Origin of the sequence: Pseudescherichia sp. (assembly GCF_031998825.1) — a bacterium.
Classification (GTDB): Bacteria; Pseudomonadota; Gammaproteobacteria; order Enterobacterales; family Enterobacteriaceae; genus Pseudescherichia.
In genome coordinates, this window is sequence record NZ_DAMACX010000016.1 from 38,597 (window position 1) to 60,116 (window position 21,520).

Sequence of the window (21,520 nt, forward strand, 5' to 3'; positions counted from 1 at the left end):
CTTACCGACGATTACGGCGCTTTTTTAGCGGCGTCATTTTCAATCGGTGGAACAGAACCCAGGTCAGTACCGGTTACCGGGTTAACCGACGGGTCAGATGCGGTACGCAGCTTCATAGCGTCCAGGTTCGCCTGCTGCGGCCCCGGCAGCACGACGCTTGGTAAGCCATCGCCACCGTCCACGGCCGGCGGTGGGTTAGATACGTACTCAAAGTTCTCGTCTGAGTTCCAGCTACCGCGCACTTCACCACCTTCAGACATATTGAAGTAGGTGTTAGCGTACTTCTCGATCGGCGGCAGTTTTCCTGGCGGGAAGTTGTTGCGGATCGAGTAGAGCGCTTTTTCAAAGGAGATCTGGTGTGCCACTTCGCGCGTCATCAGGAAGCCCAGCGCATCTTTCACACCTGGATCGTCGGTCATGTTGATCAGACGTTCATAGATGATTTTCGCGCGCGCTTCAGCGGCAATATTAGAGCGCAGGTCAGCGGTTACTTCGCCGATGGTATCGATATAGGCTGCGGTCCACGGGAAGCCTGCGGAGTTCGTCAGCGACGGGCCACCGCCGTACAGCAGCGCGGTCAGATGGCTGTCATTACCGTTACCGGTGATTTTACGATAAAGATCGGCTTCCTGATCGGTACCTTCCGCCAGGTCGCCTTTCGCGCCCTTGTTAAGCATCCCTACCAGAGAGCCGATAATTTCGAGGTGGCTTAGCTCTTCAGTAGCGATGTCCATCAGCATATCTTTACGGCCCGGATCGTCATCCCCTAGCCCCTGAGTAAAGTAGCGGCAGGCTGCGGCCAGTTCGCCCTGTGGTCCACCAAACTGCTCAAGCAGGAGGTTAGCTAAACCGGGATTCGGCTCAGCAACGCGTACTGTGTACTGTAATTGCTTTACATGTCTGAACATAGGCTCACTCCAGTGATTATTTATTTTTTCAGCATCTTCACAACTACTGAATGATTAATAAATAAATGCTTAAATATGAAAACGTTAAATTTTCATATAAAGTCGTCGTACCGCTTATAAGGATAGCCCATGTCAAAAAATTGGCAGTCATATTAATCCAAGCTTGACTTTTTAAGATAATTCCTAGCCAAAAATCACAGTAAAATATTCCCTTACAAAAAAACGCAGAAATTACTTTATTCATGCTTTTGCTAACAGAATAACGGTATGTAAAGCGATCTGCAGCATATAACTAATCACATAAAGATCGCCTACTTCATTCGTAGCTTAACCTTTTAAATTATATGTATCCACTCGCTTGCCCCTGCATTTTAGACCATGAATGATCAGAACCATTAATGACATATTTATTTAAATTCTTTATCTCTTTATACGGTTTATATAGCAACATTAGCTCTTGTGGATCCAGTTTTTTTACTTTACTCCCTAACATTTTTTTCTTTTGTTCTACCAGTCGATTTATTGTCTCGTTTAATTCCCTAATATTCAATCCTGAAAAGGCTTCATACATTGCCTGAGTAAATACATCAGGGCCAGCCAGCTTTAATATATTCGTCTCACCTGCCTTATAATTTTCAACCGCTAACTCGAGCGTTCTATCAATAACAGGGTTATTCGCTGACGCAGCAATGGGAGTATTAGGTATGGCCTGAGCTTTATCAGCAGAAGCGGCGTACTCTTCATTGACCATTACACCGCCCGGCGCGGAGAGCTGCGCAAAGGGCTGTTGCTGGGTATCATCGACATCTTTATATACCCCGCCCTCATATTTCAACAATAACAATCGCAGTATATCACTGGCCTGAGCATATCTTTTAGCTGCAACAGCCTCTTCATAATATTGAAAGGCTGGGTGCTCTTTCATTTCAGCATAATGGGCATGTTGACGAATATCTCTAAGGTTTATTTTATCAGTTTTGAATGCATCTTGCAGAAATTCCAGAGCAGGCTCGTACCCCTGAATCCCACTATCAAAATAGAGCGCCACATCGTAATCTTCATTCTTACTAGCAGTCTCTTTACTCAGGTCTACATTTGTACTATTCATTTTATTGGTGCCAATCCAAATCATGTGGATTTTCTTTGGGATATCTATTATTGGATATTTAGTACTTTCTTGTTCAATGCTCTGAGCAAACATCTCTTTTTTAGCCTGCCCTTGCCCAAAACAAGCAAAAACAGGCTTATTCCCATCTGGATCATAAAGAGAAACAGGGTTATTCCTTACCATCCGGAACAGATTCAAACCATCCACCTCGCCTGCCGGATCGGCGCTCACCCATCGGCACAGCCACGAGGCATAATAGCGATGGCCATAGTAGTACAATCCGGTGCCGTCTCTTTCCTTGCCCGAGTAGCGCACGGTTTTATACTCTGCTTCCACTTCATTGCGTGCCGCCCACACCGCCGTGCCGCCAAAGGGATAGTACTCCTCCCGGCTGATAACCTGGCCCTCACTGTCCAGCTCCAGCGACAGCGAGCCGATGTTGTCGTCCAGGCCCCAGCGCACCTGGTTGTTACCGATACCGTCCGGTTTTCCGGTTTCCCAGTGCAGTACCCGGATACCCGCCCGGCCCGCCTTTCCGCTAAGGACATGCAGCTCCTCGCTCAGGGACGGTGAAGCGCTGCTGCCCGCCGTCTCCTGCCAGCTTTTACGCAACTCCAGCCCCGGCAGGTAGCGTACCTCGTCGATATTCCACAGTTCGCTGCTGCCGTTCACCAGGGTTCGCGTCTGCTTGCGCACCCGCTGGCTGCCGCTGTACTGGTAAATTTCCCGGTCACTGTCGCCGCTGCTGCGGCTCACCAGCGTCACCGAGCGCAGGTTATTGCTGCCGTCCCACGCCAGCCCATCGGTGCCTGCGGCGCTTGCCTGGAGAGTTAACAGATTGCCGTTGCTGTCGAACCAGTTTTTCACCTCATCCGGGGTCTGCGCTCCGCCGTCATTCTGTTGCACGCTGCGGTTGGAGGTGGTCTCCGTGGTCATGGTGCGGGTGAAACTCCCCGCACCGGTATGCTTCAGGGTGGACAGATTACCGCTGTTGTCATACACATAACTGCGGGTGTAGTTTACATACTGGCTGCCATCCGGGGACATCACAGCTGGCAGGCCGCTGTACTGCATGCCGGTGTTGGTTGCGTTCTCGCGCCCGGTGGCGCTCAGCAGCTGGTAGAGCGCATCGTAAGTGAACAACCGTGCCCCGCTGGTAGCCTGATTCCGGTAATAGCGCGATGCCACGCTGCCGTCGCTCATCGAGGTAACATTGCCGGTAAAGTCATAGCCGTAGCTCAGCGCCTGAAGCGTGGTGTTATCCACCCGCTGCGCCGTCATGGTGGCGAGCCACTGGTTCTGCGGATCGTAGCCGTAAGTGGTGGTCACCCCGTTACCGGCCGCCTCCGCCAGCACCTGGCCCGCCGCGCTCCAGGTTATGCCCGCCAGCAGGGTCTGCGTCTCCCCGCCTGCCGGGGTCACATCCTGATAACAGACGTGGCCGCTGACATCATTTCGCCAGGCAAGTTTATGCCCGGCAGCATCCGTCTGGCTCAGCGTTGCGCCGCGGGCGTCGACGGCAGTGGTTGTGGTATACACATCTGCCTCCAGCAGCGTTTCCCGCGCTGTGCCATCCTTCGGCCAGTCCGGTAGACTTTCCGCCGAAGCCAGAAAGCGCTGCGTCTGGCTGAGTACCGCTCCGCTGAGCGCCACTGAATTTATCTGCAGCAGGCCGCCGTCATTGTACTGTGCGACATTTATACCGCGCAGGTTGTTACCCCGGGATCCATCATCCGCCGGACCGGCGTCGCCGTAGCCGCTGCGCCAGCTGACGCGGATGTCCTCGCTTCCGCTCAGCTGCTCGCAGCCGCTCTCAGGGCGTCCCAGCTCATCGTACGCCACGGTCTGCACCGTACCGCGCCCGTCACGGGTCCACGCCGGGCGGCCCGCTGCGTCAAACAGCGTTACCTGCTCGCCGCTGTCACTACTCTCCCGCTTCAGTAGCTGGCCTGCCAGCGAGGGCATGGTATGCAGGTTTGCCGGAGACGCGCTGTCTGTTGTCCAGGCGGCAAAGAGGCGCGGATCGCGGTGTATCGCCGCTCTGCTGGCATCATCCACGTACGTATGACTGACCAGCAGGCGCAGCGGATCGCCAGCCTGTTCCCGGTTCCAGTTAAGGGCGCGTACGGCCAGCCCCCGATTATCAGTGACGCTGACTACCGGCGTACCGGTGCCAACAATTGGATTGCTCATGGCTGACTCCCTGGAGAAAAAGCAGAATTAAACAGAAGGAGAGATCTTATTTATCAGGATAAAGAAAGAGGATGTATTAAGGCGTGCAATTAAGAGGTTATACTGCCTCAAAAGATAGTGTCTTTCCTGTGGGAGTTAAGGAGTCCGTAATGCCCAAGCGTCGCAAATATGATGAAGTGCCCGCGTGCGCGATGGTTGCTACGCTCAACCTGCTTAACGGTCGCTGGAAGGGGGTGATCCTCTACTATCTGCAAACCAAGGGCACCATGCGCTTTAACGAGCTGCATCGCCAGCTGCCCGGCTGCACGCCGCGCCTGCTGGTCAAACAGCTGCGCGAGCTTGAAGAGGATGCCTTTATCACCCGCACCGTCTACCCGGTAGTGCCACCGAAGGTGGAGTATGCCCTTACCGATGAGGGACGCAGCATTGGGCCGATTCTTTGCCAGCTCAATGAGTGGGGAACCGGCTGGCTGGAGCATCGCGGATTACGCGAAAAAGCGGAATAACGATCCCGTAGCTCTGGTAGGCCGGGTAAGGCGAAGCCGCACCCGGCGTTTCCTGGCTTAGCTCAGCGTGACAACGATCTTGCCAATCTGCGCATTAGATTCCAGGAAGCGGGTCGCCTCCTGTATCTCATCAAATTTGAAGGTACGAGAGATCAGCGGCACAAGCTTGCCGCTCGCGAGTCCATCATTAATAAAGGCCTTTGCCTGCTCCAGCAGAGCATCGTTGCTGGTCACCTCGATATAGAGATAGCCCTTTAAGATCAGGCACTTAACCAACAGCGCGAACTGTGGGAAGGTGCCTTCGTCGGTGCTCAGCGCCATACTCCAGTAGAATCCCGCCAAACGCCATGCACTCTGCAAGCTGGGCGATAGCAGGCCCGCCGATGGGATCAAAGACAACGCGAGCGCCCTTGCCGTCTGTAATCTGCTGCACACGCGCCGCCAGATCGCCCTGCTCCGTCGCGATAACGTGGTGCGCCCCGGCATCACGCAGCGCCTGCGCTTTAGCCTCAGTGCGAGTGGTGGCGATAACGGTAGCGCCAACGCTGCGGGCGATCTGGATGGCGGCAACGCCAACGCTGCTCGATGCCGCCGAGACGATAATAAAATCATCCGCAGTCAGCTTCGCCTGGGCTACCAGCGCGCCCCACGCCGTGACGTACTGCATCCATGATGCCGCCGCTTGCTCAAACGACAGGTTCGCTGGATGCTTCACTACAAACTTAGCGGGGATATTGATGACTTCACCATAGGTCGGCCAGCGTGCCATATCCAGGGTAGGGATCACGCTCACTGCATCGTTTTCTGCAAAGCCGGTCACCTCTGCGCCCAGCGCCTTCACTACCCCCGCCGCTTCATAGCCCAGCGGCGAGGGGAAGACGGCCTCCTGCAGATAGCGACCGGTACGGAACATCACCTCGGCCCGGTTAAGCCCGATAGCGTGAACGGAAATTTGAACTTCATCAGCGGCAGGCGCAGGTACGTCTACGTTTTCGATACGCAGTACGTCAGCACCACCATACTCATGAAAGCGAACAACACGGGTCATAATGCACTCCTTAAAAATTGGCCCAGGAACAACCAGGCAGTGACTACATTGTTTGCCCGGATGCCGTGGAGCGCAATACGACACTTTTTTACACATACTATACAAAAGGGTAGTGTGGGAGGGGTTTATAGCAGGCTTATAACATCGCCGGTATTGATCTCTTCTGCACCGGGTAACCACTGCTTTCCCCATTTTCCAGTACAGTGACAAGTAAGGATCCGCTCAGGGTTAACGGCTTTTATATAATTCCGTAGGGATATCAAACTCCACGGCATAGCGCGTCGAAGATGCATCCCGCCTACGACTGCATAGATAGTGCTTACTCCAGTAAGCTGTTTACAGTGTTCGATAATATTTCTCAGGCCTTTATGGCCGCAGCCGGTAAATATCACTAACCCTTTTTCACACTTATATATCAGAGCACCTTCATCATTAAGTGTATCAGGCTCTACTTTCGCCCTTTTTACATAGCCGTAAGATTTCACTGATGCAATTTCACCTGACCAGATAAACCTGTCACTTATCTCGTAAGGCTTTTTTGTGAAATAGAAATTATGTTTAACCGAAGGTAGCTGGGTCGATATCTTCTTGATTGCTATAAAACGATTTAATATTCTCACACCAGCATATTTATGGTCATACACGCCCGGATGACACAGCACCTTAGGGAGCGTTTGAAGATGCCTCAGCCCACCGCAGTGATCGTAGTGGCCATGAGAGAGTACAACCCAGTCAATATGCTCAAGCGGCACGCCCATCTTTTCAGCGTTGCTTATAAACGAGGCATCTGGCCCGGTATCGAATAATAACCTCGTTATGCCATCCTCAATTAACAGGCTTAGCCCAGGCCGACAGATTAGAGTCGCAGCATTTCTTGTAATGTGGTTTTCAAGTAAAACTGTAACTCTCAGCATTACAGACAATCTCCGTGTTTTTAAAAGCGCTAAAAAATTCTTATTGCGATTGGGTTAGATTCGTTAAACAATCATAAACAGACTAGTTTATCATCGTCATTAACGATTTACTGTGAACACGATCCATAAATAGGGTGGTAATAAAATCATCCTCTACTGTTTTTTATATTGCGTGAATAATCCGCGTCTCCATAGGCCCTGCAATAATTTGTTTTTTTTGATCGTTTTCGTGTGATTTTAAGGCACATAATTTAACCACAAAAAATATTATCCCATTACCAGACGGTACTAATTTAATGTGTATCACCACCTTTCAATAAAAACTGATAACGAGGTAAATCATGGCCCAAACAAAAAACAAAATCATATACCTGAAAGCGGATTTTGGTGCTAAAGGGAATAGTGCTGATAATGATACTGAGAGCTTCAAAAAGTTCCTGAATGCGCTAAATACAGATGGTGGCGTTGGCATTATCGAGCCTGGTATTTATTTGATAGATAATATTTATCTAAAAAACTCCAAGTGCCCTTTTAAAATAATCGGCAGCGGCGTTAGTTCAACCATATTCCATAGCAATACACCTAACACTTTTTTGCGATTCCAGAATTGCCATGGAATCCAAATTAGTAATTTAGCTGTTAACTGTGAATTTATGTTTTTCCCTCCTGCTAGTGGAAAGCGTAAACACGGCATGGTTTTTGAGTCATGCACAAACATTCTCGTAGAAAACTGCCATGTAGAAGATTTCTTAGGCACTGGTTTTATGGCGTTAAAATCCAAGGACGGTGAGCCGTGTACTAATATTACATTTAAAAGATGCTCTGCTCGGGCAACATTCGCATTCAACGCATGGAAAATAGCATCAGATTCAGATAAGAAAGCCAACCTATGTAATGGTATACTCCTTTCTGACTGCGACTATAGTGAAATAAGCGACTGTGTAGCGGAAGATATTACACTTTTTGGTGTTGAACTTAAGAACGACTCTAAATGGAACAAAGTGATAAACAACCGGGCCCTCAACTGCTTCTATGGCTTTGGCATGGGACAGGAAACGAAGGGTGACATTGGCTGCGAGCATAATCTTGTGACAGGTTTCCAGGCAGAGAAATGCTATATGGGTGGCATTCTCGGCAAGGCAAAATACAATGTCATTTCTGATTTTATAGTAGATTTTAAAGATCAGGATGTTAAGACAGTAAATAATGCCTTTAGATTCCAGCTAAGTTCGCGTTTTAACTCTTTAAATAATTTACTGGTCAGCGCACTTCCTAAATCAAAAGTTGCTGTTCGCTATGAAAGCAGAGCAAATAATAATTTTTGCGCCCTCTCCTTTTGTGAAAAAAACACTACTAACAATAATATCATTATAGCCGACTACAGTAATACGACTGCGCCAAAAGATATGCCAGCAGGCGACACCAGTAATAACTATACCTTACTTTACCTTTCTGATGCAGCTAAGGAAAAATTGAAGATATCTGGTAATGCTGCGACAAAAAACAAAACTAAATATGCCTGGGACAATAGTGACATTCCTGTAAGTGATTAAGCAGTTTTATATGAATTTATAAAATCACATTGAGGTTAAAGTGCGTACCTTGACCTCCACTTTATAGATTTAATGTATATAATTTAAGCTTCGCTTGCCCGGCCTACTGGACATATAAGTCTGTAGATCCGTGCAAGCGAAGTGCCACCCGGTATTATCTCTTGCGTTCAGGAGAGCAAAAGTGCTTTAACCTGGCGCTTATCCAGGCTGCTTTGGATCGCCTGTATCTCTCGCTTCAGATTACCGCCGTCGTAGACCATCGAGGTATCATATTTTTCATACCTTGCCTCGCGTGTCGCACTAAACCAGTTGAACGATCCGACGCACAGCAGGCCATCGTCACCGATAACAAGCTTACTGTGCACGCGGTCCACCAGCCGGGTAGCGATGCCAACGGCGTTTAACTGCTCTAACGCCGCCGTCAGGTTCTGCTTCTTCTCATGGCGTTTCGCATAGTCCTTGTCATAAGTGTTGTAGCTCTTATCCGTGACGACGGTGACGTCTATGCCCCGTTCGCGGGCCTCGAGCATCGACGCTAAAAAGCCCGTCTCCTCCAGCTTCTGCCAGGTTAGCGGAAGATTTTGCCGATAGAGAACGACCCTTTGGGCAGCGGCTCAAGCAGGTCGCGGGGAATGGAGGTTGCAGGGGTGGGGAATAAAAACCCTTCGCGGTTCACGACCGCCGAGGTCACGAGCGGTGTGATCACCTCCGGCGCGCCCGCGGTGCGTTCCTTGCCATGCTTTAGATATATCCGTAATGGCTCAACGTTTGCTGTCCACTTAAAGATAATCATGCTGGTTGGCGCATACCCATCGCCGAGCTGTGCTTTAAAGTAGTAATCGCCGGATATACGGGGGGCTTTCTCAATGTCTTTGCCCGGCAGCGTATGGTAACTGAAGAAGTCGTTCTCTGTGTAAGTCGTCGTCACCGATACCTGACGCAACCAACCAGACGAACAGCCACCTCAGGATGAGTACGGTGAGGATGGTGAGGATGGCTGCGCTAACCCACCTTACTATTTTCAGTATATAATCCTGACTCTGGTTTTTTCATAGTGATCATACACGTTATGTTTTACTAAGAAAGTTAACGTGAATTAGTAATAACTCCTGTAATAATCGAGCAAACATCCTTGTATATAAATAAAATTCATTACAATTCGGTTATTGCTATAGCTTCATATACATTTCATAGTTTATTCAGATTTTAAAGAAGCAACGTTAAGGAGTTGCATAAAGCTCAATATTCAGTTTTTGCATGGCCAACGACTGGATCCACTACAGGTAGTGTCCGGTATAGTTCCTCCTAAACTAGAGTGGACTTTATTAATGGATTCATTAATGCGCGTTAACCGTATAGGTATATTTAAACCGTGCAGGCTCTGCAATCGACGATGGCGGCGCTACAAGGAATAGTATGTTTCGTGATTACCAAGCAAAATCGCTGGAGGACGTTTACCTTGAAGACATTCCTCACATACGGCATCCTGGTATGGCAGCAGTTACGCTGGCAAATGCACTATCACGCCCCGGGTCCAAAGACAAATGGCTGATTATCCGCGCACTTAACCTTCACCCTGCGGAAATCTGGCCGAGTCGTTATGAAGATAAAAGCGAACTACGGCAACCAAAAAATCCGCTCCCCGTCAGGTGCAAGCTATGATTATTCCAGACGCCAACATCCATAACATCTCTACGCCGGTTCAGATTCAGCAAGTCGCCATACCACCGCCTGTAGAAATGCCGTTTCTCAAAGCACCCACTCGCAACCACTCCGCCTTCCACCACACTCACTTTTCCCGCCACGCCCTGCTACGTCCTATCGTTCGTGAAGCAGGAAGCAAAATCTATCTACAAGAAGAATCCATCTGTGGTTTTTGGTATCTTAACCATGGCGTCGTCGGTTTACACCACACGCTGGAAAACGGCAAAGAGATGCTGGTCCGCGCCTGCCAACAAGGGGACTGGTTTGGCTATCTGGGGTTGTTTGGCTCGGAGTTCTACCACTGTCAGGCCTGCGTTTTGCAGACAGCATCGCTGTGCCACATCATTCCTCACTCCAACAGCGATTTCCTGCATCATCACCCGCAGTTTGCCCAATTTCTGTTAAATCAGGTGGTGGCAAGTCTGTCTGACTCAGAGCATCGCATGACCTGGATAGCTCGTTATCGCACCCGTCACCGGGTACTGAGCAGCCTCTGGTATCTGACGCAGTATTTTCCTGGGTATGACTGGACGTGGCGTGAAGTGGCAGAGTTTGCCGGATGTGAGACAGAGACGGCGTTACGGTTCAGTAAGGAATTAAGACAAGCTGGAATATTGGATGACTCACAGCGTCGCCTGCATGTTCGTTATCCAGAGCAACTGGCTGTATTGATGAAAGGTAAAGTAGCCAGTGGATAAAGCTAATCACTACGCTGGCTATTTATTACAAACCGAACAATATTGTACTCTTCATTGAATCAGATCATTACGACACAATTCGTCCGCCACCGTCATCACCCCAGCCGGAGACTGCTGCAAACGAATTTGCCGCGCCATATAGGCCATATACGGATCCATATGACTGAACATCATGCGATACCCGGCACAAAGATGATTTAACCGATCGTTTACCCGGTGCTTCGGACAACCACCCTGGCAGGCAAAGCGCCACGGGCAGCGGTGGCAATCATCCGGTAGCTGCGCTTTCCGCTGGCCGAACCGCCGTTGTGCTTTACTCACAACCAGCCTTTCCAGCGGCTGCTGTAGCAGATTGCCCAGCCGGTGTTCCGCATCAACATAGTGATCGCAGCTGTAGACATCGCCGTTCTGCTCAACCACCAGCCCGCGCCCACAGGTAGGCTGCATCACGCACAGCGCCGGGCGTTCACCCAGCCACGCCGCCAGCGTGTTATCAAAAAGCTGAACGAATACCCGCCCGACATCATGGCGTACCCACTCATCGAAGATGGCGATCATAAATCGCCCGTAATCTTCCCCCGTCACTGACCAGGGCAACAGCCCGCGTTGGTCGTCATACTCCACCACCGGAATAAACTGAAGAAATTCAGCTCCCACCTCACGCGTCAGGAAGCGATAAATGTCCAGTGGAGCCTGTGCCGTCACGTTGTTCACCACCGTCAGGATATTGACGTCCACACGATGACGCTTCAGACAAGCCAGCGCCGCCATCACCTGATCAAACACAGGCTTACCGCTGCCCGTTTTGCGGTAATGATTATGCAGATGTGCCGGGCCATCCAGCGATATGCCTACCAGAAACCGATGCTGAGCCAGAAATGCCGCCCATTCATCGTTAATCAGTACGCCATTGGTCTGAAGGCTGTTGGTAATACGCTTATCCCCGGCATAGCGCTGCTGGAACGCCACGGCCCGGCGATAAAAATCAAGCCCGGCCAGCGTGGGCTCGCCGCCCTGCCAGGTAAAATTCACCTCCATGCCGGGCGATGCCGCGATGTACTGGCGAATATACGTCTCCAGCACCTTATCGGACATATGCCGCTGTCCGCAGGTATCACGCAACACACCCTGCCCTTTTGCCAGGTAAAAGCAGTAATCGCAGGCCAGATTGCAGCGCCAGCCTGCAGGCTTCGCCATCAGATGAAAAGCGTGTTTCATAGCGTCACCAGAATCAACGTGGCTATCATCAGCAATACTCCGGAGAAAATGCGCTGTAACCAGCATTCCGGCAAAAGAGTGCGAAGTCTCATGCTGACAGGTTGAAACGCCACCGTGCAGAGAAAGATCACGGCCACAATAGCCATATTGACGTAACCAAACTGCATCGACAGTGGCAATCCGCCGGTATCAGGCGCAGTGTGATACAGATAGCTGATGACCGTTCCGGCGCTGCCAAACAGCATCAGCCAGTTGCAATACACGGCGATATGCTGGCGTGGGAGCCCGGAGAGTTGTGATATCAGCGGCGCGAGTACGGAACCGCCGCCCAGCCCGGTTAACCCAGCCACAGCACCGCCAGCGGTACACAACAACATCCCGGTACTGCGCGTCCGGTTATCCGGCTGTACGTTTTCCTTGGTTGTCTGACGTGAATATCCACAGCGCAAGGCCAGCCCCACCAGGACCAGCGCAAACAACATCAGCAGCACCCTATCCGACAGCAAAAAGCTGGCGTACACACCTACCTGCATTCCCGCCGCCATCCCCAGAGACCAGAGTATCAGCAGCCTCGTATTCAACCGTATCCCCTGTCGCCAGAAGGCGCAGACGTTAATCAACGCACTCAGCATCACCACCGTCAGGGACGTCGCGGCCAGCACTTGCACAGCACATTGCGGAAACAACAAATGCAGTACCGGCACGAGCAGGATACTGCCCCCGACGCCAAACAGCGCCGAGAGCAGACTGGTTGCCAGACCACAGCCGCAGAGTGCGACAATCATCCATGCAGTCATCGCTTACTCCACCGCAACGATGGCAGGCAGGTCTTCACCAATTGCCGTCATTTTGCGGCCAATGTCCTGACGTAATTTCTCGCGGATCCGCGCATGTTCCGGGCTGGCAATCAGGTTCTGGCGCTCCCATGGGTCATTCAGAAGATCGTAAAGCTGGCTCTCTACATAGATCTCTGCGGCTGCCTCATTCCACGGATCGCTGCTGGGCGCGACAATTTCATATTTCCAGCGCGGTGTACGTAGCGCCCGCCCAACCTCCGACTCACTAATTTGGATCAGCACCTCCTCGTCCCAGTGCTCAGCATCCAGTGCGGTTTGCAAATCACGCCCCACCATGGCATCCGGCACTGTAATACCTGCGGCGCTCAACATCGTGACCGGGATATCCAGCAGCGTCACCAGATGATCAACCGTCCTGCCGCCGCTGAACGGCCCGCCCCGCGCCACGCAGGGAATACGAATGCTGGACTCATGGCACGAGCGTTTGTATTCATCATTGCGGGTGCGGAAATGGCAGCCGTGATCGCTGAAGAACAGGATAATGGTGTTGTCGTATTCGCCGCTGGCCTTCAGGTAATCCACAATACGCCCGAGGTTTTCATCAAGATTCTGGCACATGCCGTAATAATCAGGGAGGTTCTGCGGCCAGTCGCCGGGGCGGTTAATCAGATCTGGCGGCACCGCTGCGGTCTGGAAGCGTTCGGCGTAGCCATCCGGGGCGACAAAACGCGCCATATCATTTTGGAAGTGCGGCTCCAGGTAAGAGAGAAACAGCAGGAAGGGGTTATCTCGCTGGCGATTTTTCAGGTAATCGAGCGCGAACGTGGTCTGGTCATCCACCCGGTAGCCATCGAAATGCACAGGCTGGTTATCTTTGTCAAAAAAGTGACCGCCATAAGGGTGTGATGTATGTTCCAGTGCATCTGCCGCCAGCCAGTATTGCCAGCCGCCGCGCAATTCTTCTGGAACTGGCTTTTCATCCAGATCAGCCAGGTGCCATTTTCCGATGTAGGCAGTGTCGTATCCCGCCTGATTGAACAGCTTTGCCAGCGTCATCTCATCCTGCCGCATGGCGATATTGTTGCGGTAACAGCCGTTCTGCGTTGGGTAACGCCCAGTTTGCAGGCAGGAACGTGCCGGGCCGCAGACTGGCTGGACGGTAAACGCATTTTCGAACTTTACGCCCTCGCGGGCAAGCTGGTCCAGCACCGGGGTGGTACTGACGGCAGGGTTGTAGCAGCCTACCGTGTCCCAGCGCTGTTGATCGGTGAAAAAGACCAGAATATTCGGTTGCATAAGGTTCTCTCCATTAGAGTGTGGCGGGTGTACGCGCGTCCGCCGTTTTCTGGCGTGGGGTTGAAGTCAGCAGGAAAGCGGACAGCAGAGTGAACGCGGCGGTGATACTGCCGAGGATGAGATAGGCACTATGGAAACCAATAGTGTCGTAGAGATGACCCGCGACGGTCGATAAAATAATAGCGGCGGACTGCTTGATAAACATCACGCCCACCAGATAGATAGTCCCGGACAGGCGAGTATCAAAAACGTCAGTAATATATTTGAAAATACCAATCAGCAGGAAAGGTACTTCAAAATTATGCAGCATCCGTAAAAAGAGCACTTCAATCGGCCCGGTGGCAAAAGATGAACCAATAATCCGAACCGTCATAATAGTGCCGGTAATTAATAATGCATTTTTACTGCCAATATATTTATTAATCAGCAGTGGAATAAAAAACATTACGGCGGCATCGCCGAGATTCCCGGCAGTCGTAATATAGCCGAATGCTCTTGCCGCCTCTTCCTGATGGTCAAAAAAACGGGTGAAAAAATTAATAAACTGCTGGTCGAAAACATCATAAATACAGGCCACACCTAATACATATAATGTGAAATACCAGAACCGGCGAAGTTTAAACAACTCCCACACGCTGACCTTCTGCTGGCGGACCTGCTCCGCTTCAATGCCCGGCAGCGGCTCAGAACGGGCAACCAGCAGGATCACCACCAGCAGTAAAGCCAGCGCCGAACCAATCCAGTAAATCCATGTCGGATCGAAACCATAAAGAATACCGGAGATAGTCGCGCAGGCCGCCGATCCAAAGCAGCCAAACAGCCGTGGACGCCCATACTCAAAGCCCCGACTACGACTGACTTTCTCGACAAAGGCTTCCACCGCGCCATAGCCCGCGTGGAAGATAAATCCCAGATACAGCCCGCCCACCACCAATCCAATCGCAAAATGGCTTTGCAGCAGCGGGGTATACACGTAAATAAAGAACGGCGCGAAGAGCACCATCAGGATAACGATCAGCCACAGCAGGTGTTTTTTCGGCCCTAGCTTATCCGTTACCCAGCCCAGCAGCGGTTGCAGGCAGATAGCCGCCACTGCAAAGGAGGAGAACACCATACCTATATGCGTTTTATCCAGCCCCACCATTCGGGTTAGCCACATGGGTAAAAACAAGAAGCAGGAAGACCAGTTGTAGTAATAGAAGAGGAAAAAAAATCCCCAGAGGATCACATTCCATCGGGTGTCATGTGTTTTAATCATTGCCGCCACCTTAATAAGCATCATCAAACAGAGGCACTGTTTTCCGAGGACAACTGCGCAGAACAGTGTGCGGGAATGGTAAAAAGAAAGGGCCAGAACGCTTATAACAACCGTCATATCAAAACTGATTATATTGTGACCCTAACCACATTCGTGAGCAGAAACTTTATTTTCCCCCGGCATTTACCGTCTGTTTCAAACCGTAAGCAAATGGCATCGCGTGACCGGCTTGGCAATACTCTTTTCATAATTTTGTTAATGATCAGCAGCCCGTTTCATCATCCCTATTCATTCATAAATGAGGCTAATATTATGACAACTTATTTATTAAACAACATCAGTCGTTATAAGAGGAATAATTTGCGGCGCAGATTATTCCTTATGATACTCACGCTGTTATTTTCTTTTTCCATTCACGCACAGTCACTTTATATTGATTGCTCCGCTACCGTTGACGGTGATGGAACCGCCAGTAATCCTATTAACTCTATCGGTACGCTTAACAATCATGAAGTGCGACCGGGGGACAGCATTCTGTTTCGCCGTGGTACCACCTGTAATGGCGAAGTAGTTGCCACAACATCTGGCTCAGAGAGTGCCCCTGTTATCTATGATGCCTGGGGTGAAGGAACGGCGTTACCCCGCATAGAAGCAAACGGCAACGAAGCGGCTTTCCACATGACCGATGTCAGTTGGGTAACGGTACAGAATCTGGAGCTTTCGGCCAGCGGTGATGGAAAATCCCCTCGCCGGGGATTATGGGTTAGCGCCACCAACAGTGGAGAACATCAGGGGATCCGCCTTCAGCACCTGAATATTCATGATGTCCGTGGAGAAATGCCAGCCACAAAAAATCCTTCGGACAGCAGCATCGGCAAATATGCCCATGCCTCCGGCGGCATTGTGGTGGAGGCGCTCGGCAACACGATCCCCACCTGGTTTAGCGGGCTGAATATCAACGATAATATTATTCACGCCGTCGATCGCGAGGGTATCTATACCTGGTCCAACTGGTGCCAACGCCCGGAACTGGTCGAGTTCTGGTACAGCTTATGTACGGCGAAGTGGCAGCCATTCAACAATACCCATATCAGCCATAATATGCTTTCTGACATTGGTGGCGATGGCATCGCGCCCATGACCAGTACGGACAGTACGGTGGAATACAACGTACTGAACGGTTTTAATATGCGCTCCGGCTCGCCAAATGCAGGAATGTGGTCGGCCAACAGCGACAATATCGTTTACCAGTACAACTTCGCTTCAGGAGGCCATACCACTCAGGACGGTATGTCTTATGATGTCGATCACTCAACAAATGGCATTGTCTATCAGTACAATATTTCCTCGGGCAATGAAGGCGGCTTTTTCCTGCTTTGCCCCTATGGCTATGATGTCCCCGGCAAATCGCGCAATTTCCTGATCCGCTATAACCTGTCCGTAGCGGACAGGACCCGCACCTTCCAGGTATGCAGCGGCGGCGTGATTAACGGACAAATCTATAACAACACAATTCTGCTGCCGCCAGACTCAACCAGCGCTCATCTCATTCTGACAGAAGGGGCAACCAACGATGGTGCAGTTGAGCTTAAGCTGACTAACAACATCCTGATGGGCGATGGCTCCGGCGTTACTCCAGTCTGGGACTACAACGACTCCGCTATTACTGGCGACCACAATCTCTACAACAATGTTCCGGTAATGCCCTCTGACAGTTATGCGTTAATCGGCGATCCGCGACTGGCTAACCCAGGTCCAGAAAATGTGCTCTGGCGGGACTATTTACCGCAATCCGCTTCACCGGCCATTAATGCGGGGGTCGCTGTTACTGGCGCACCTGCACACGATGCGTTAAATCAGGCTATCGGAACACCACCGACTATCGGCGCACTGGAGCCGGAAAGTAGCTCCCGGCGATAACCACAGCAGTATAGCTTTCCAGGCAGTATTGAATTTCTTACTGCGCTAAATGCTTCCTCCGCGTACACCATTTTGTATTCATCGTGTCGCGGAGGAAGCATCTTCAGGCGTAAATTCATCTGACACGCAGCGTGATTGAGGCGCTGCGCGACTATCCTGATGCCGCGGTACTTATCCAACGTCTCTCTGGTGAACTCGCACTCTCCCGTGTGATGGAACAGGCGCTGGTGATCTGTATTCCGCTGATAACGCTCTGCTCGGCATGGGACGTGAAGGTGGTGATGACGCTGACGTTTGTGCAATTCGCGCTATTATTCCTGACTTCCTGTTGGGAACTGGCGCGGTGGCTCGATAGCTGATTGTTGGATGTGCTCTATAACAGCGTTACCCACAGTAGCTGGGATCTCGCCGAGATTCAGAATACGCAGGATGACGTGATTATCAATCTGGTGATGGGGTCGATGTTTCTGGTGCTACCGACGTTCTGGATGGGTGCGATGACGTGGGCTGAAGTGAGAGCTGGCGTGGCGGTGAAAGGGGCGCTGGCGGGCGGGGTTAAGGTGGCGCTGAGCTATATTGAAACAATGCAGAGATGCTCAGAAGTTGCGTGGAGAGAGATTGATAAAACAGGGAGTGAGTGAAAAGATCTGGCCCAAAGCTTTATAAACAAAAAGTCGGAGATGCGGCCATTTTGTAGTTGCCGTCAACGCTCAGCTTCATTGTACAAGCCACTGATTGTGGTACTTTTTCAGATTATAACAAGCGTTTTTGGCGAAGGCCGGACTCGAATGCTTCATTCAACCAACTGATTTCAAAGTTATTTATTTTTAACACTTAGATCTTATACCCGCACTTGTACCCACAAACAAAAATCCGTACAAAAATCAGACAATGCAAGTGGGTACAGAGCCATATCAGTACAACACCGTTATGGCTAACCGTATGAAAGAGAATGACACGGTTTTAAATCAATATTTTCCCATCAGGGAAACGCACGCCAGAACTTTGCAAACTGTCACCAATGAAAAATGGCACAACCCATAAACGCAGCGGGTTTTCCTTTTGATGGCTAAATTCATATGGATGAGCTAACGGCTGACTAAAATCCTCATGGGAAGGGTAAATCAGAAGCATATCCCCTATCCCCTCCTGATAGTTCATACCGTAGGCTAGCATCTGGTAGAGGTCAGTCTGCGACTGTTCAAGTGTCGCCTTTCCGCCCTCTACCATTTTCCATTTAACATCACAAATCTTCGGCTGATCCCAATTATCATCACGAGGTCGTAGACGGATATCGGGTCTAAGCTTAAATAACCCTTTGCCATTGAGACGAACCAAAGTATGTGAATCCACCTGTGCCTCTACATGCCAGTTATCGTTATAACGATGACGCATCCATGCAGTCACAAAAGATTCGAACACAGCTTCCATTGGAAAGAGCAGTGAAATGGCGTTGGCGTCTCCCTGCATGCAATGGGGAGACTGTCCCATCAAAATCAGCCGCGCCCACGCTAAGGCAAGTTCATAGTGACGCATATGTCGGTCGAGACGTACCTGGTCGAAGGCGATGCGAACATCTCCGACAGGTGCAATATCGTCAAAGTGTACCTGCAAAGAGTTAACTTGTATTAGTAGCTGCGGATTGCTGATCTGACGGCGGATCTTATCGATGGCTGTTTTCAGTATCCGGTTTTCCGGACGTTCGGCGCTGTAATCGTCAAACTCCACCTGAAAACGATCCCGACGCACATAGTTTTTGCTTAATTGAGAGGAGACCCTTAATTTCCCTTTCATCCACGGCAGATTGTCCTGCTGACGTATGTAATCACGCTTTAGACCCTGGCGCACAATCTGCTGTACGCTATCGATAAACTGCTGAATAAATACATCCATCAGCGGCATCTTCGAGGTTCTGACTCGGGATGCTGAAGTGGCAATATGGCGAAAAAATTTTAGTGTGCGTAGCATCATCAAAAGCTGCTGACGTGCAATATCAATGTTGTCTTCACGCCGCCCCGTTTTTGGCAATACTTCAATAAACGCATTACCCGGAAGAGAAATAACACCAGCATAATTTTTTACTTGAAGCGTTTTTACACTACCCCGACTGCGCAGGGTTAGCAGACGATGAGTGTTATCCGCGTCATCTTTCAGACACCGTTGCTCAAGCCACTCAAACAGCCTGGAGGGCAGAACGACCGCATTATTTATGCGGCCCCTATCTTTCTCATCAACCAGAAGCCCGTATTCGAAGACGGTAAAGTTTCGACGAGACGTCATTCCCTGCTCCCAGGATTACTATTTTTTGGTGCATAAATTTGTTGCCAGGCGAGCGGATTATCCCAGACATCGTCGCTCTCAGAGGCCAAATGGAAACTGGCACCGATATCATGCAGATCTTCAGTTCCGCTATTGCCAAAAAGATCCGCAAACTGTTTCTGGTCTTTCACCTCACACACGAATTGTAGGTGCGGGTTTTCGCTTTTTTGATTGTCGCCCAGCACCATACGGATTTTTTGCCAGTCGTTGTAGAAGTACTCCTCCAGCAGTGGCAGCACCTTGTTTCGCATAATCCGCTTGAGCCTTTCAAATGCCAGCTCTTCGTCCTCTTTTACCTGAACAACTGGGATGAAAAAGGCATGGCCTAATGTATGTTCTCTATCGTACAGTACCTGAATGCGGTCATTCAAAGTCTGCAGAAGGCGTGGCAAATCAATCCCTTTGATAACCGTATCTTTCAGGACATTGATATCCGGCAGCATAGCTTCAAACTCAAATCTGCGGCGCAAGGCGGTATCCAATGCCGTGAGCGAACGATCGGCGGTATTCATGGTGCCAATTAAATAGAGATTACTCGGCACGCTGAATGGGGTGGAAGAATAAGGAAGCATTACGCTAAGAGCCTCCGTTTCTCCGGCTCGTTTAGAGGTTTCTATCAGGGTGATCAGTTCGCCGAAGATTTTGGAGATATTTCCACGGTTGATTTCGTCAATAATTAAAACGTAGTTTTGCCGTTTTTCAGGTACAGAATCTTGTGGGTTGGAAGGTAAACCTTCGTGTTTAATCAGGTAATTAAGGATACTACGTACATATGACGGATTATGTACCTTTGCCTGAGGGTTTTGGTAAACCAGACTGATATTCTTGAGGTAAGCATTGTAACCCTGGCCTAAATCCTCTTTTTTCGATTGCGACGGGAAGATACCAAAGGTGGTCTGGCTCTTGTAAGCCAGTTGGAAGGCTTTGCCCTGCAGCGTTTCAAGGGTAATGCTTCCACTTTCAGATAAACGTTCTTGTAGACGGGCAAGTGCCTCGTCAAGCTTCTGCTGAACACCTGCGTGACCAAAAGCAGCATCTTCACAAATTTGCTTAAATATGCCCGCTTTGATTTCGTAGCGCACATTGCCGTCGTCGGTAGTCTCTGCTCTTAGCCCTTCGATGAACTCTTCATAGCCAAAACTCTGATGGAAGGTGATAAAGCGCACCCGCTTTTCAGCAATCAGGCGGTCATAAATCTTTTTCAGCTCACGGCGTTTTTCGTGCTCCTCTTTACCTTCCTGAAGCGAGTAGGCTGCCGGTTCGCAAGCGCGTACGGCCAGATCGATTGTGCGGTAAGTTTTACCAGTGCCTGGCGGACCATAGAGGATAGTATTTTTGGCAGTTGCGGGGTGGTAACTTCCTCGTCTTGATCGTCTTCCGGCAAAGTAGTCTCGTTACCAATTAATCCAATATCGTTCTTCTTCTGAATAACCTGCGTATAGAGATGCCAGAGCGACATATTCAGCTCGATAGGATCGACATCATCACCCAGTGCGCGGTGCAATGCTTTCTTAAGATCAAGATTGCGCGCGAACCACTCCTGATCCTTTGAAAGGCCAAGTTGAAAATGGTTATTGCAGTAGTTATAACTGCTAAAAAAATTGCTGATATTTACGACGTTCGTAATTTTAGACGGATAGAGAGCGGCAAAGGCGCGATGGCAGAGAGCCCAGTACACCTTGTTCAATATTCCATCCGTTTTAAGTTTAATAAGGCGCTTAATCACCCGGTCGTAATTCTCCTGCGTACACTCTTCTGCCATCAGGCGAGTGAGAGCGAGCAGCTGTTTTTGCGCCGTTTCGAATTCAAACTGGGACATTCCACCCTGTCTGAGGCTGGAGATGCCATTGCTGCGCTCGTACCAAATCTGTCGAATTGTATCCGTAGAGAAGTTGGGTTTTTCGGCTTGGATCTGTTCTACGAGCTGACGATAGTGCTTGCCCCAGTTTGGGTTGTATTGATTGTTTTTTGCGATATGAGAACGAAAGAAAGGGGCTAATGTAGAGGAATCCTGAACCATCACATACTCCGTTTAAAGGGCAATCAAAGCAAGATAACCGTATCTTATCGGATTAGTCTG

18 protein-coding genes and 2 pseudogenes are annotated in these 21,520 nt (G+C 50.1%); 7 read left to right on the forward strand and 13 right to left on the reverse strand.

The annotated features are described in order from the left end of the window. Positions 1-11 precede the first annotated feature (11 nt). On the reverse strand, positions 12-908 hold the full coding sequence (locus tag RTP97_RS09715; RefSeq protein WP_312413060.1) for a manganese catalase family protein: 897 nt from the start codon (positions 906-908) through the stop codon (positions 12-14). A gap of 340 nt (positions 909-1,248) precedes the next feature. Further along, positions 1,249-4,209: an RHS repeat-associated core domain-containing protein gene (locus tag RTP97_RS09720; protein ID WP_312413062.1), complete on the reverse strand. Its 2,961-nt coding sequence runs from the start codon at positions 4,207-4,209 to the stop codon at positions 1,249-1,251. Between the two features lie 149 nt (positions 4,210-4,358). On the opposite strand from RTP97_RS09720, the gene RTP97_RS09725 reads away from it, so the two are divergent. Then, positions 4,359-4,715, forward strand: coding sequence for a helix-turn-helix domain-containing protein (locus tag RTP97_RS09725; protein WP_312413064.1), 357 nt, complete (start codon positions 4,359-4,361; stop codon positions 4,713-4,715). A gap of 57 nt (positions 4,716-4,772) precedes the next feature. Here RTP97_RS09725 and RTP97_RS09730 read toward each other — a convergent pair whose 3' ends face one another. From RTP97_RS09730 to RTP97_RS09740, 3 genes are all read right to left on the reverse strand, one after another. Further along, entirely contained in the window at positions 4,773-5,036 is a 264-nt protein-coding gene (locus tag RTP97_RS09730) for a zinc-binding dehydrogenase (protein WP_312413065.1), read from the reverse strand. Continuing rightward, entirely contained in the window at positions 4,984-5,763 is a 780-nt protein-coding gene (locus RTP97_RS09735) for a zinc-dependent alcohol dehydrogenase family protein (protein ID WP_312413066.1), read from the reverse strand. Before RTP97_RS09735 ends, RTP97_RS09730 begins: the two co-directional genes overlap by 53 nt. Positions 5,764-5,888: 125 nt before the next feature. After that, positions 5,889-6,677, reverse strand: a complete 789-nt coding sequence (locus RTP97_RS09740; RefSeq protein ID WP_312413067.1) for an MBL fold metallo-hydrolase — start codon at positions 6,675-6,677, stop codon at positions 5,889-5,891. 341 nt (positions 6,678-7,018) lie between these two features. Between RTP97_RS09740 and RTP97_RS09745 the strand changes: the two genes are divergently transcribed. Next, entirely contained in the window at positions 7,019-8,230 is a 1,212-nt protein-coding gene (locus RTP97_RS09745) for a right-handed parallel beta-helix repeat-containing protein (protein WP_312413068.1), read from the forward strand. 167 nt (positions 8,231-8,397) lie between these two features. On the opposite strand, the pseudogene RTP97_RS09750 reads toward RTP97_RS09745, so the two are convergent. Continuing rightward, positions 8,398-8,802, reverse strand: a pseudogene (locus RTP97_RS09750) (phospholipase D-like domain-containing protein); the annotation flags it as partial. Then, complete coding sequence (locus RTP97_RS09755) at positions 8,799-9,158, reverse strand: hypothetical protein (RefSeq protein ID WP_312413071.1); 360 nt, start codon at positions 9,156-9,158, stop codon at positions 8,799-8,801. The pseudogene RTP97_RS09750 and the gene RTP97_RS09755, both read right to left, overlap by 4 nt. A gap of 563 nt (positions 9,159-9,721) precedes the next feature. Here RTP97_RS09755 and RTP97_RS09760 point away from each other — a divergent pair. Together RTP97_RS09760 and RTP97_RS09765 are read left to right on the forward strand one after the other, a co-directional pair. After that, positions 9,722-9,892 carry a helix-turn-helix domain-containing protein gene (locus RTP97_RS09760; RefSeq protein ID WP_409455935.1) on the forward strand — a complete coding sequence of 57 codons (171 nt, stop codon included), beginning with the start codon at positions 9,722-9,724 and terminating at the stop codon, positions 9,890-9,892. Continuing rightward, a complete protein-coding gene (locus RTP97_RS09765; RefSeq protein WP_312413074.1) occupies positions 9,889-10,632 on the forward strand; it encodes a Crp/Fnr family transcriptional regulator in 744 nt (247 codons plus the stop codon). Before RTP97_RS09760 ends, RTP97_RS09765 begins: the two co-directional genes overlap by 4 nt. A 51-nt stretch (positions 10,633-10,683) precedes the next feature. Here RTP97_RS09765 and RTP97_RS09770 read toward each other — a convergent pair whose 3' ends face one another. From RTP97_RS09770 to RTP97_RS09785, 4 genes are read right to left on the reverse strand one after another with little or no spacing between them, the layout of a single operon-like run. Next, positions 10,684-11,850 (reverse strand): anaerobic sulfatase maturase, encoded by a 1,167-nt coding sequence (locus RTP97_RS09770; RefSeq protein WP_312413075.1) that lies wholly within the window; start codon positions 11,848-11,850, stop codon positions 10,684-10,686. Continuing rightward, the gene (locus tag RTP97_RS09775) at positions 11,847-12,647 is read right to left on the reverse strand and encodes a sulfite exporter TauE/SafE family protein (RefSeq protein WP_312413076.1); all 801 of its coding nucleotides are present in this window, start codon (positions 12,645-12,647) and stop codon (positions 11,847-11,849) included. Before RTP97_RS09775 ends, RTP97_RS09770 begins: the two co-directional genes overlap by 4 nt. A 3-nt stretch (positions 12,648-12,650) precedes the next feature. After that, positions 12,651-13,943, reverse strand: coding sequence for a sulfatase-like hydrolase/transferase (locus RTP97_RS09780; protein WP_312413078.1), 1,293 nt, complete (start codon positions 13,941-13,943; stop codon positions 12,651-12,653). Between the two features lie 13 nt (positions 13,944-13,956). Then, positions 13,957-15,201 (reverse strand): oligosaccharide MFS transporter, encoded by a 1,245-nt coding sequence (locus tag RTP97_RS09785; RefSeq protein WP_312413081.1) that lies wholly within the window; start codon positions 15,199-15,201, stop codon positions 13,957-13,959. Positions 15,202-15,276: 75 nt separating this feature from the next. Between RTP97_RS09785 and RTP97_RS09790 the strand changes: the two genes are divergently transcribed. The 3 genes from RTP97_RS09790 (at position 15,277) to RTP97_RS09800 (ending at position 17,762) form a co-directional block, all read left to right on the forward strand. Continuing rightward, positions 15,277-17,121, forward strand: coding sequence for a pectate lyase (locus RTP97_RS09790; RefSeq protein ID WP_312413084.1), 1,845 nt, complete (start codon positions 15,277-15,279; stop codon positions 17,119-17,121). Positions 17,122-17,252: 131 nt separating this feature from the next. Continuing rightward, the gene (locus RTP97_RS09795) at positions 17,253-17,480 is read left to right on the forward strand and encodes a hypothetical protein (RefSeq protein WP_312413087.1); all 228 of its coding nucleotides are present in this window, start codon (positions 17,253-17,255) and stop codon (positions 17,478-17,480) included. Then, positions 17,481-17,762, forward strand: coding sequence for a hypothetical protein (locus RTP97_RS09800; RefSeq protein ID WP_409455933.1), 282 nt, complete (start codon positions 17,481-17,483; stop codon positions 17,760-17,762). Between the two features lie 322 nt (positions 17,763-18,084). Here the strand turns inward: RTP97_RS09800 and RTP97_RS09805 are convergent, their stop codons facing one another. Both RTP97_RS09805 and RTP97_RS09810 read right to left on the reverse strand, forming a co-directional pair. Next, a complete protein-coding gene (locus RTP97_RS09805; RefSeq protein WP_312413090.1) occupies positions 18,085-19,401 on the reverse strand; it encodes an McrC family protein in 1,317 nt (438 codons plus the stop codon). After that, positions 19,398-21,460, reverse strand: a pseudogene (locus RTP97_RS09810) (McrB family protein). Before RTP97_RS09810 ends, RTP97_RS09805 begins: the two are co-directional and overlap by 4 nt. Between the last annotated feature and the right edge of the window lie 60 nt (positions 21,461-21,520).

What these genes read in the sequence shown, in the direction of transcription:
- RTP97_RS09715 (WP_312413060.1), bottom strand. Translation starts at nt 908, where the DNA reads ATGTTCAGACATGTAAAGCAATTACAGTACACAGTACGCGTTGCTGAG.
- RTP97_RS09720 (WP_312413062.1), bottom strand. Translation starts at nt 4,209, where the DNA reads ATGAGCAATCCAATTGTTGGCACCGGTACGCCGGTAGTCAGCGTCACT.
- RTP97_RS09725 (WP_312413064.1), top strand. Translation starts at nt 4,359, where the DNA reads ATGCCCAAGCGTCGCAAATATGATGAAGTGCCCGCGTGCGCGATGGTT.
- RTP97_RS09730 (WP_312413065.1), bottom strand. Translation starts at nt 5,036, where the DNA reads ATGGCGCTGAGCACCGACGAAGGCACCTTCCCACAGTTCGCGCTGTTG.
- RTP97_RS09735 (WP_312413066.1), bottom strand. Translation starts at nt 5,763, where the DNA reads ATGACCCGTGTTGTTCGCTTTCATGAGTATGGTGGTGCTGACGTACTG.
- RTP97_RS09740 (WP_312413067.1), bottom strand. Translation starts at nt 6,677, where the DNA reads ATGCTGAGAGTTACAGTTTTACTTGAAAACCACATTACAAGAAATGCT.
- RTP97_RS09745 (WP_312413068.1), top strand. Translation starts at nt 7,019, where the DNA reads ATGGCCCAAACAAAAAACAAAATCATATACCTGAAAGCGGATTTTGGT.
- RTP97_RS09760 (WP_409455935.1), top strand. Translation starts at nt 9,722, where the DNA reads ATGGCAGCAGTTACGCTGGCAAATGCACTATCACGCCCCGGGTCCAAA.
- RTP97_RS09765 (WP_312413074.1), top strand. Translation starts at nt 9,889, where the DNA reads ATGATTATTCCAGACGCCAACATCCATAACATCTCTACGCCGGTTCAG.
- RTP97_RS09770 (WP_312413075.1), bottom strand. Translation starts at nt 11,850, where the DNA reads ATGAAACACGCTTTTCATCTGATGGCGAAGCCTGCAGGCTGGCGCTGC.
- RTP97_RS09775 (WP_312413076.1), bottom strand. Translation starts at nt 12,647, where the DNA reads ATGACTGCATGGATGATTGTCGCACTCTGCGGCTGTGGTCTGGCAACC.
- RTP97_RS09780 (WP_312413078.1), bottom strand. Translation starts at nt 13,943, where the DNA reads ATGCAACCGAATATTCTGGTCTTTTTCACCGATCAACAGCGCTGGGAC.
- RTP97_RS09785 (WP_312413081.1), bottom strand. Translation starts at nt 15,201, where the DNA reads ATGATTAAAACACATGACACCCGATGGAATGTGATCCTCTGGGGATTT.
- RTP97_RS09790 (WP_312413084.1), top strand. Translation starts at nt 15,277, where the DNA reads ATGGTAAAAAGAAAGGGCCAGAACGCTTATAACAACCGTCATATCAAA.
- RTP97_RS09805 (WP_312413090.1), bottom strand. Translation starts at nt 19,401, where the DNA reads ATGACGTCTCGTCGAAACTTTACCGTCTTCGAATACGGGCTTCTGGTT.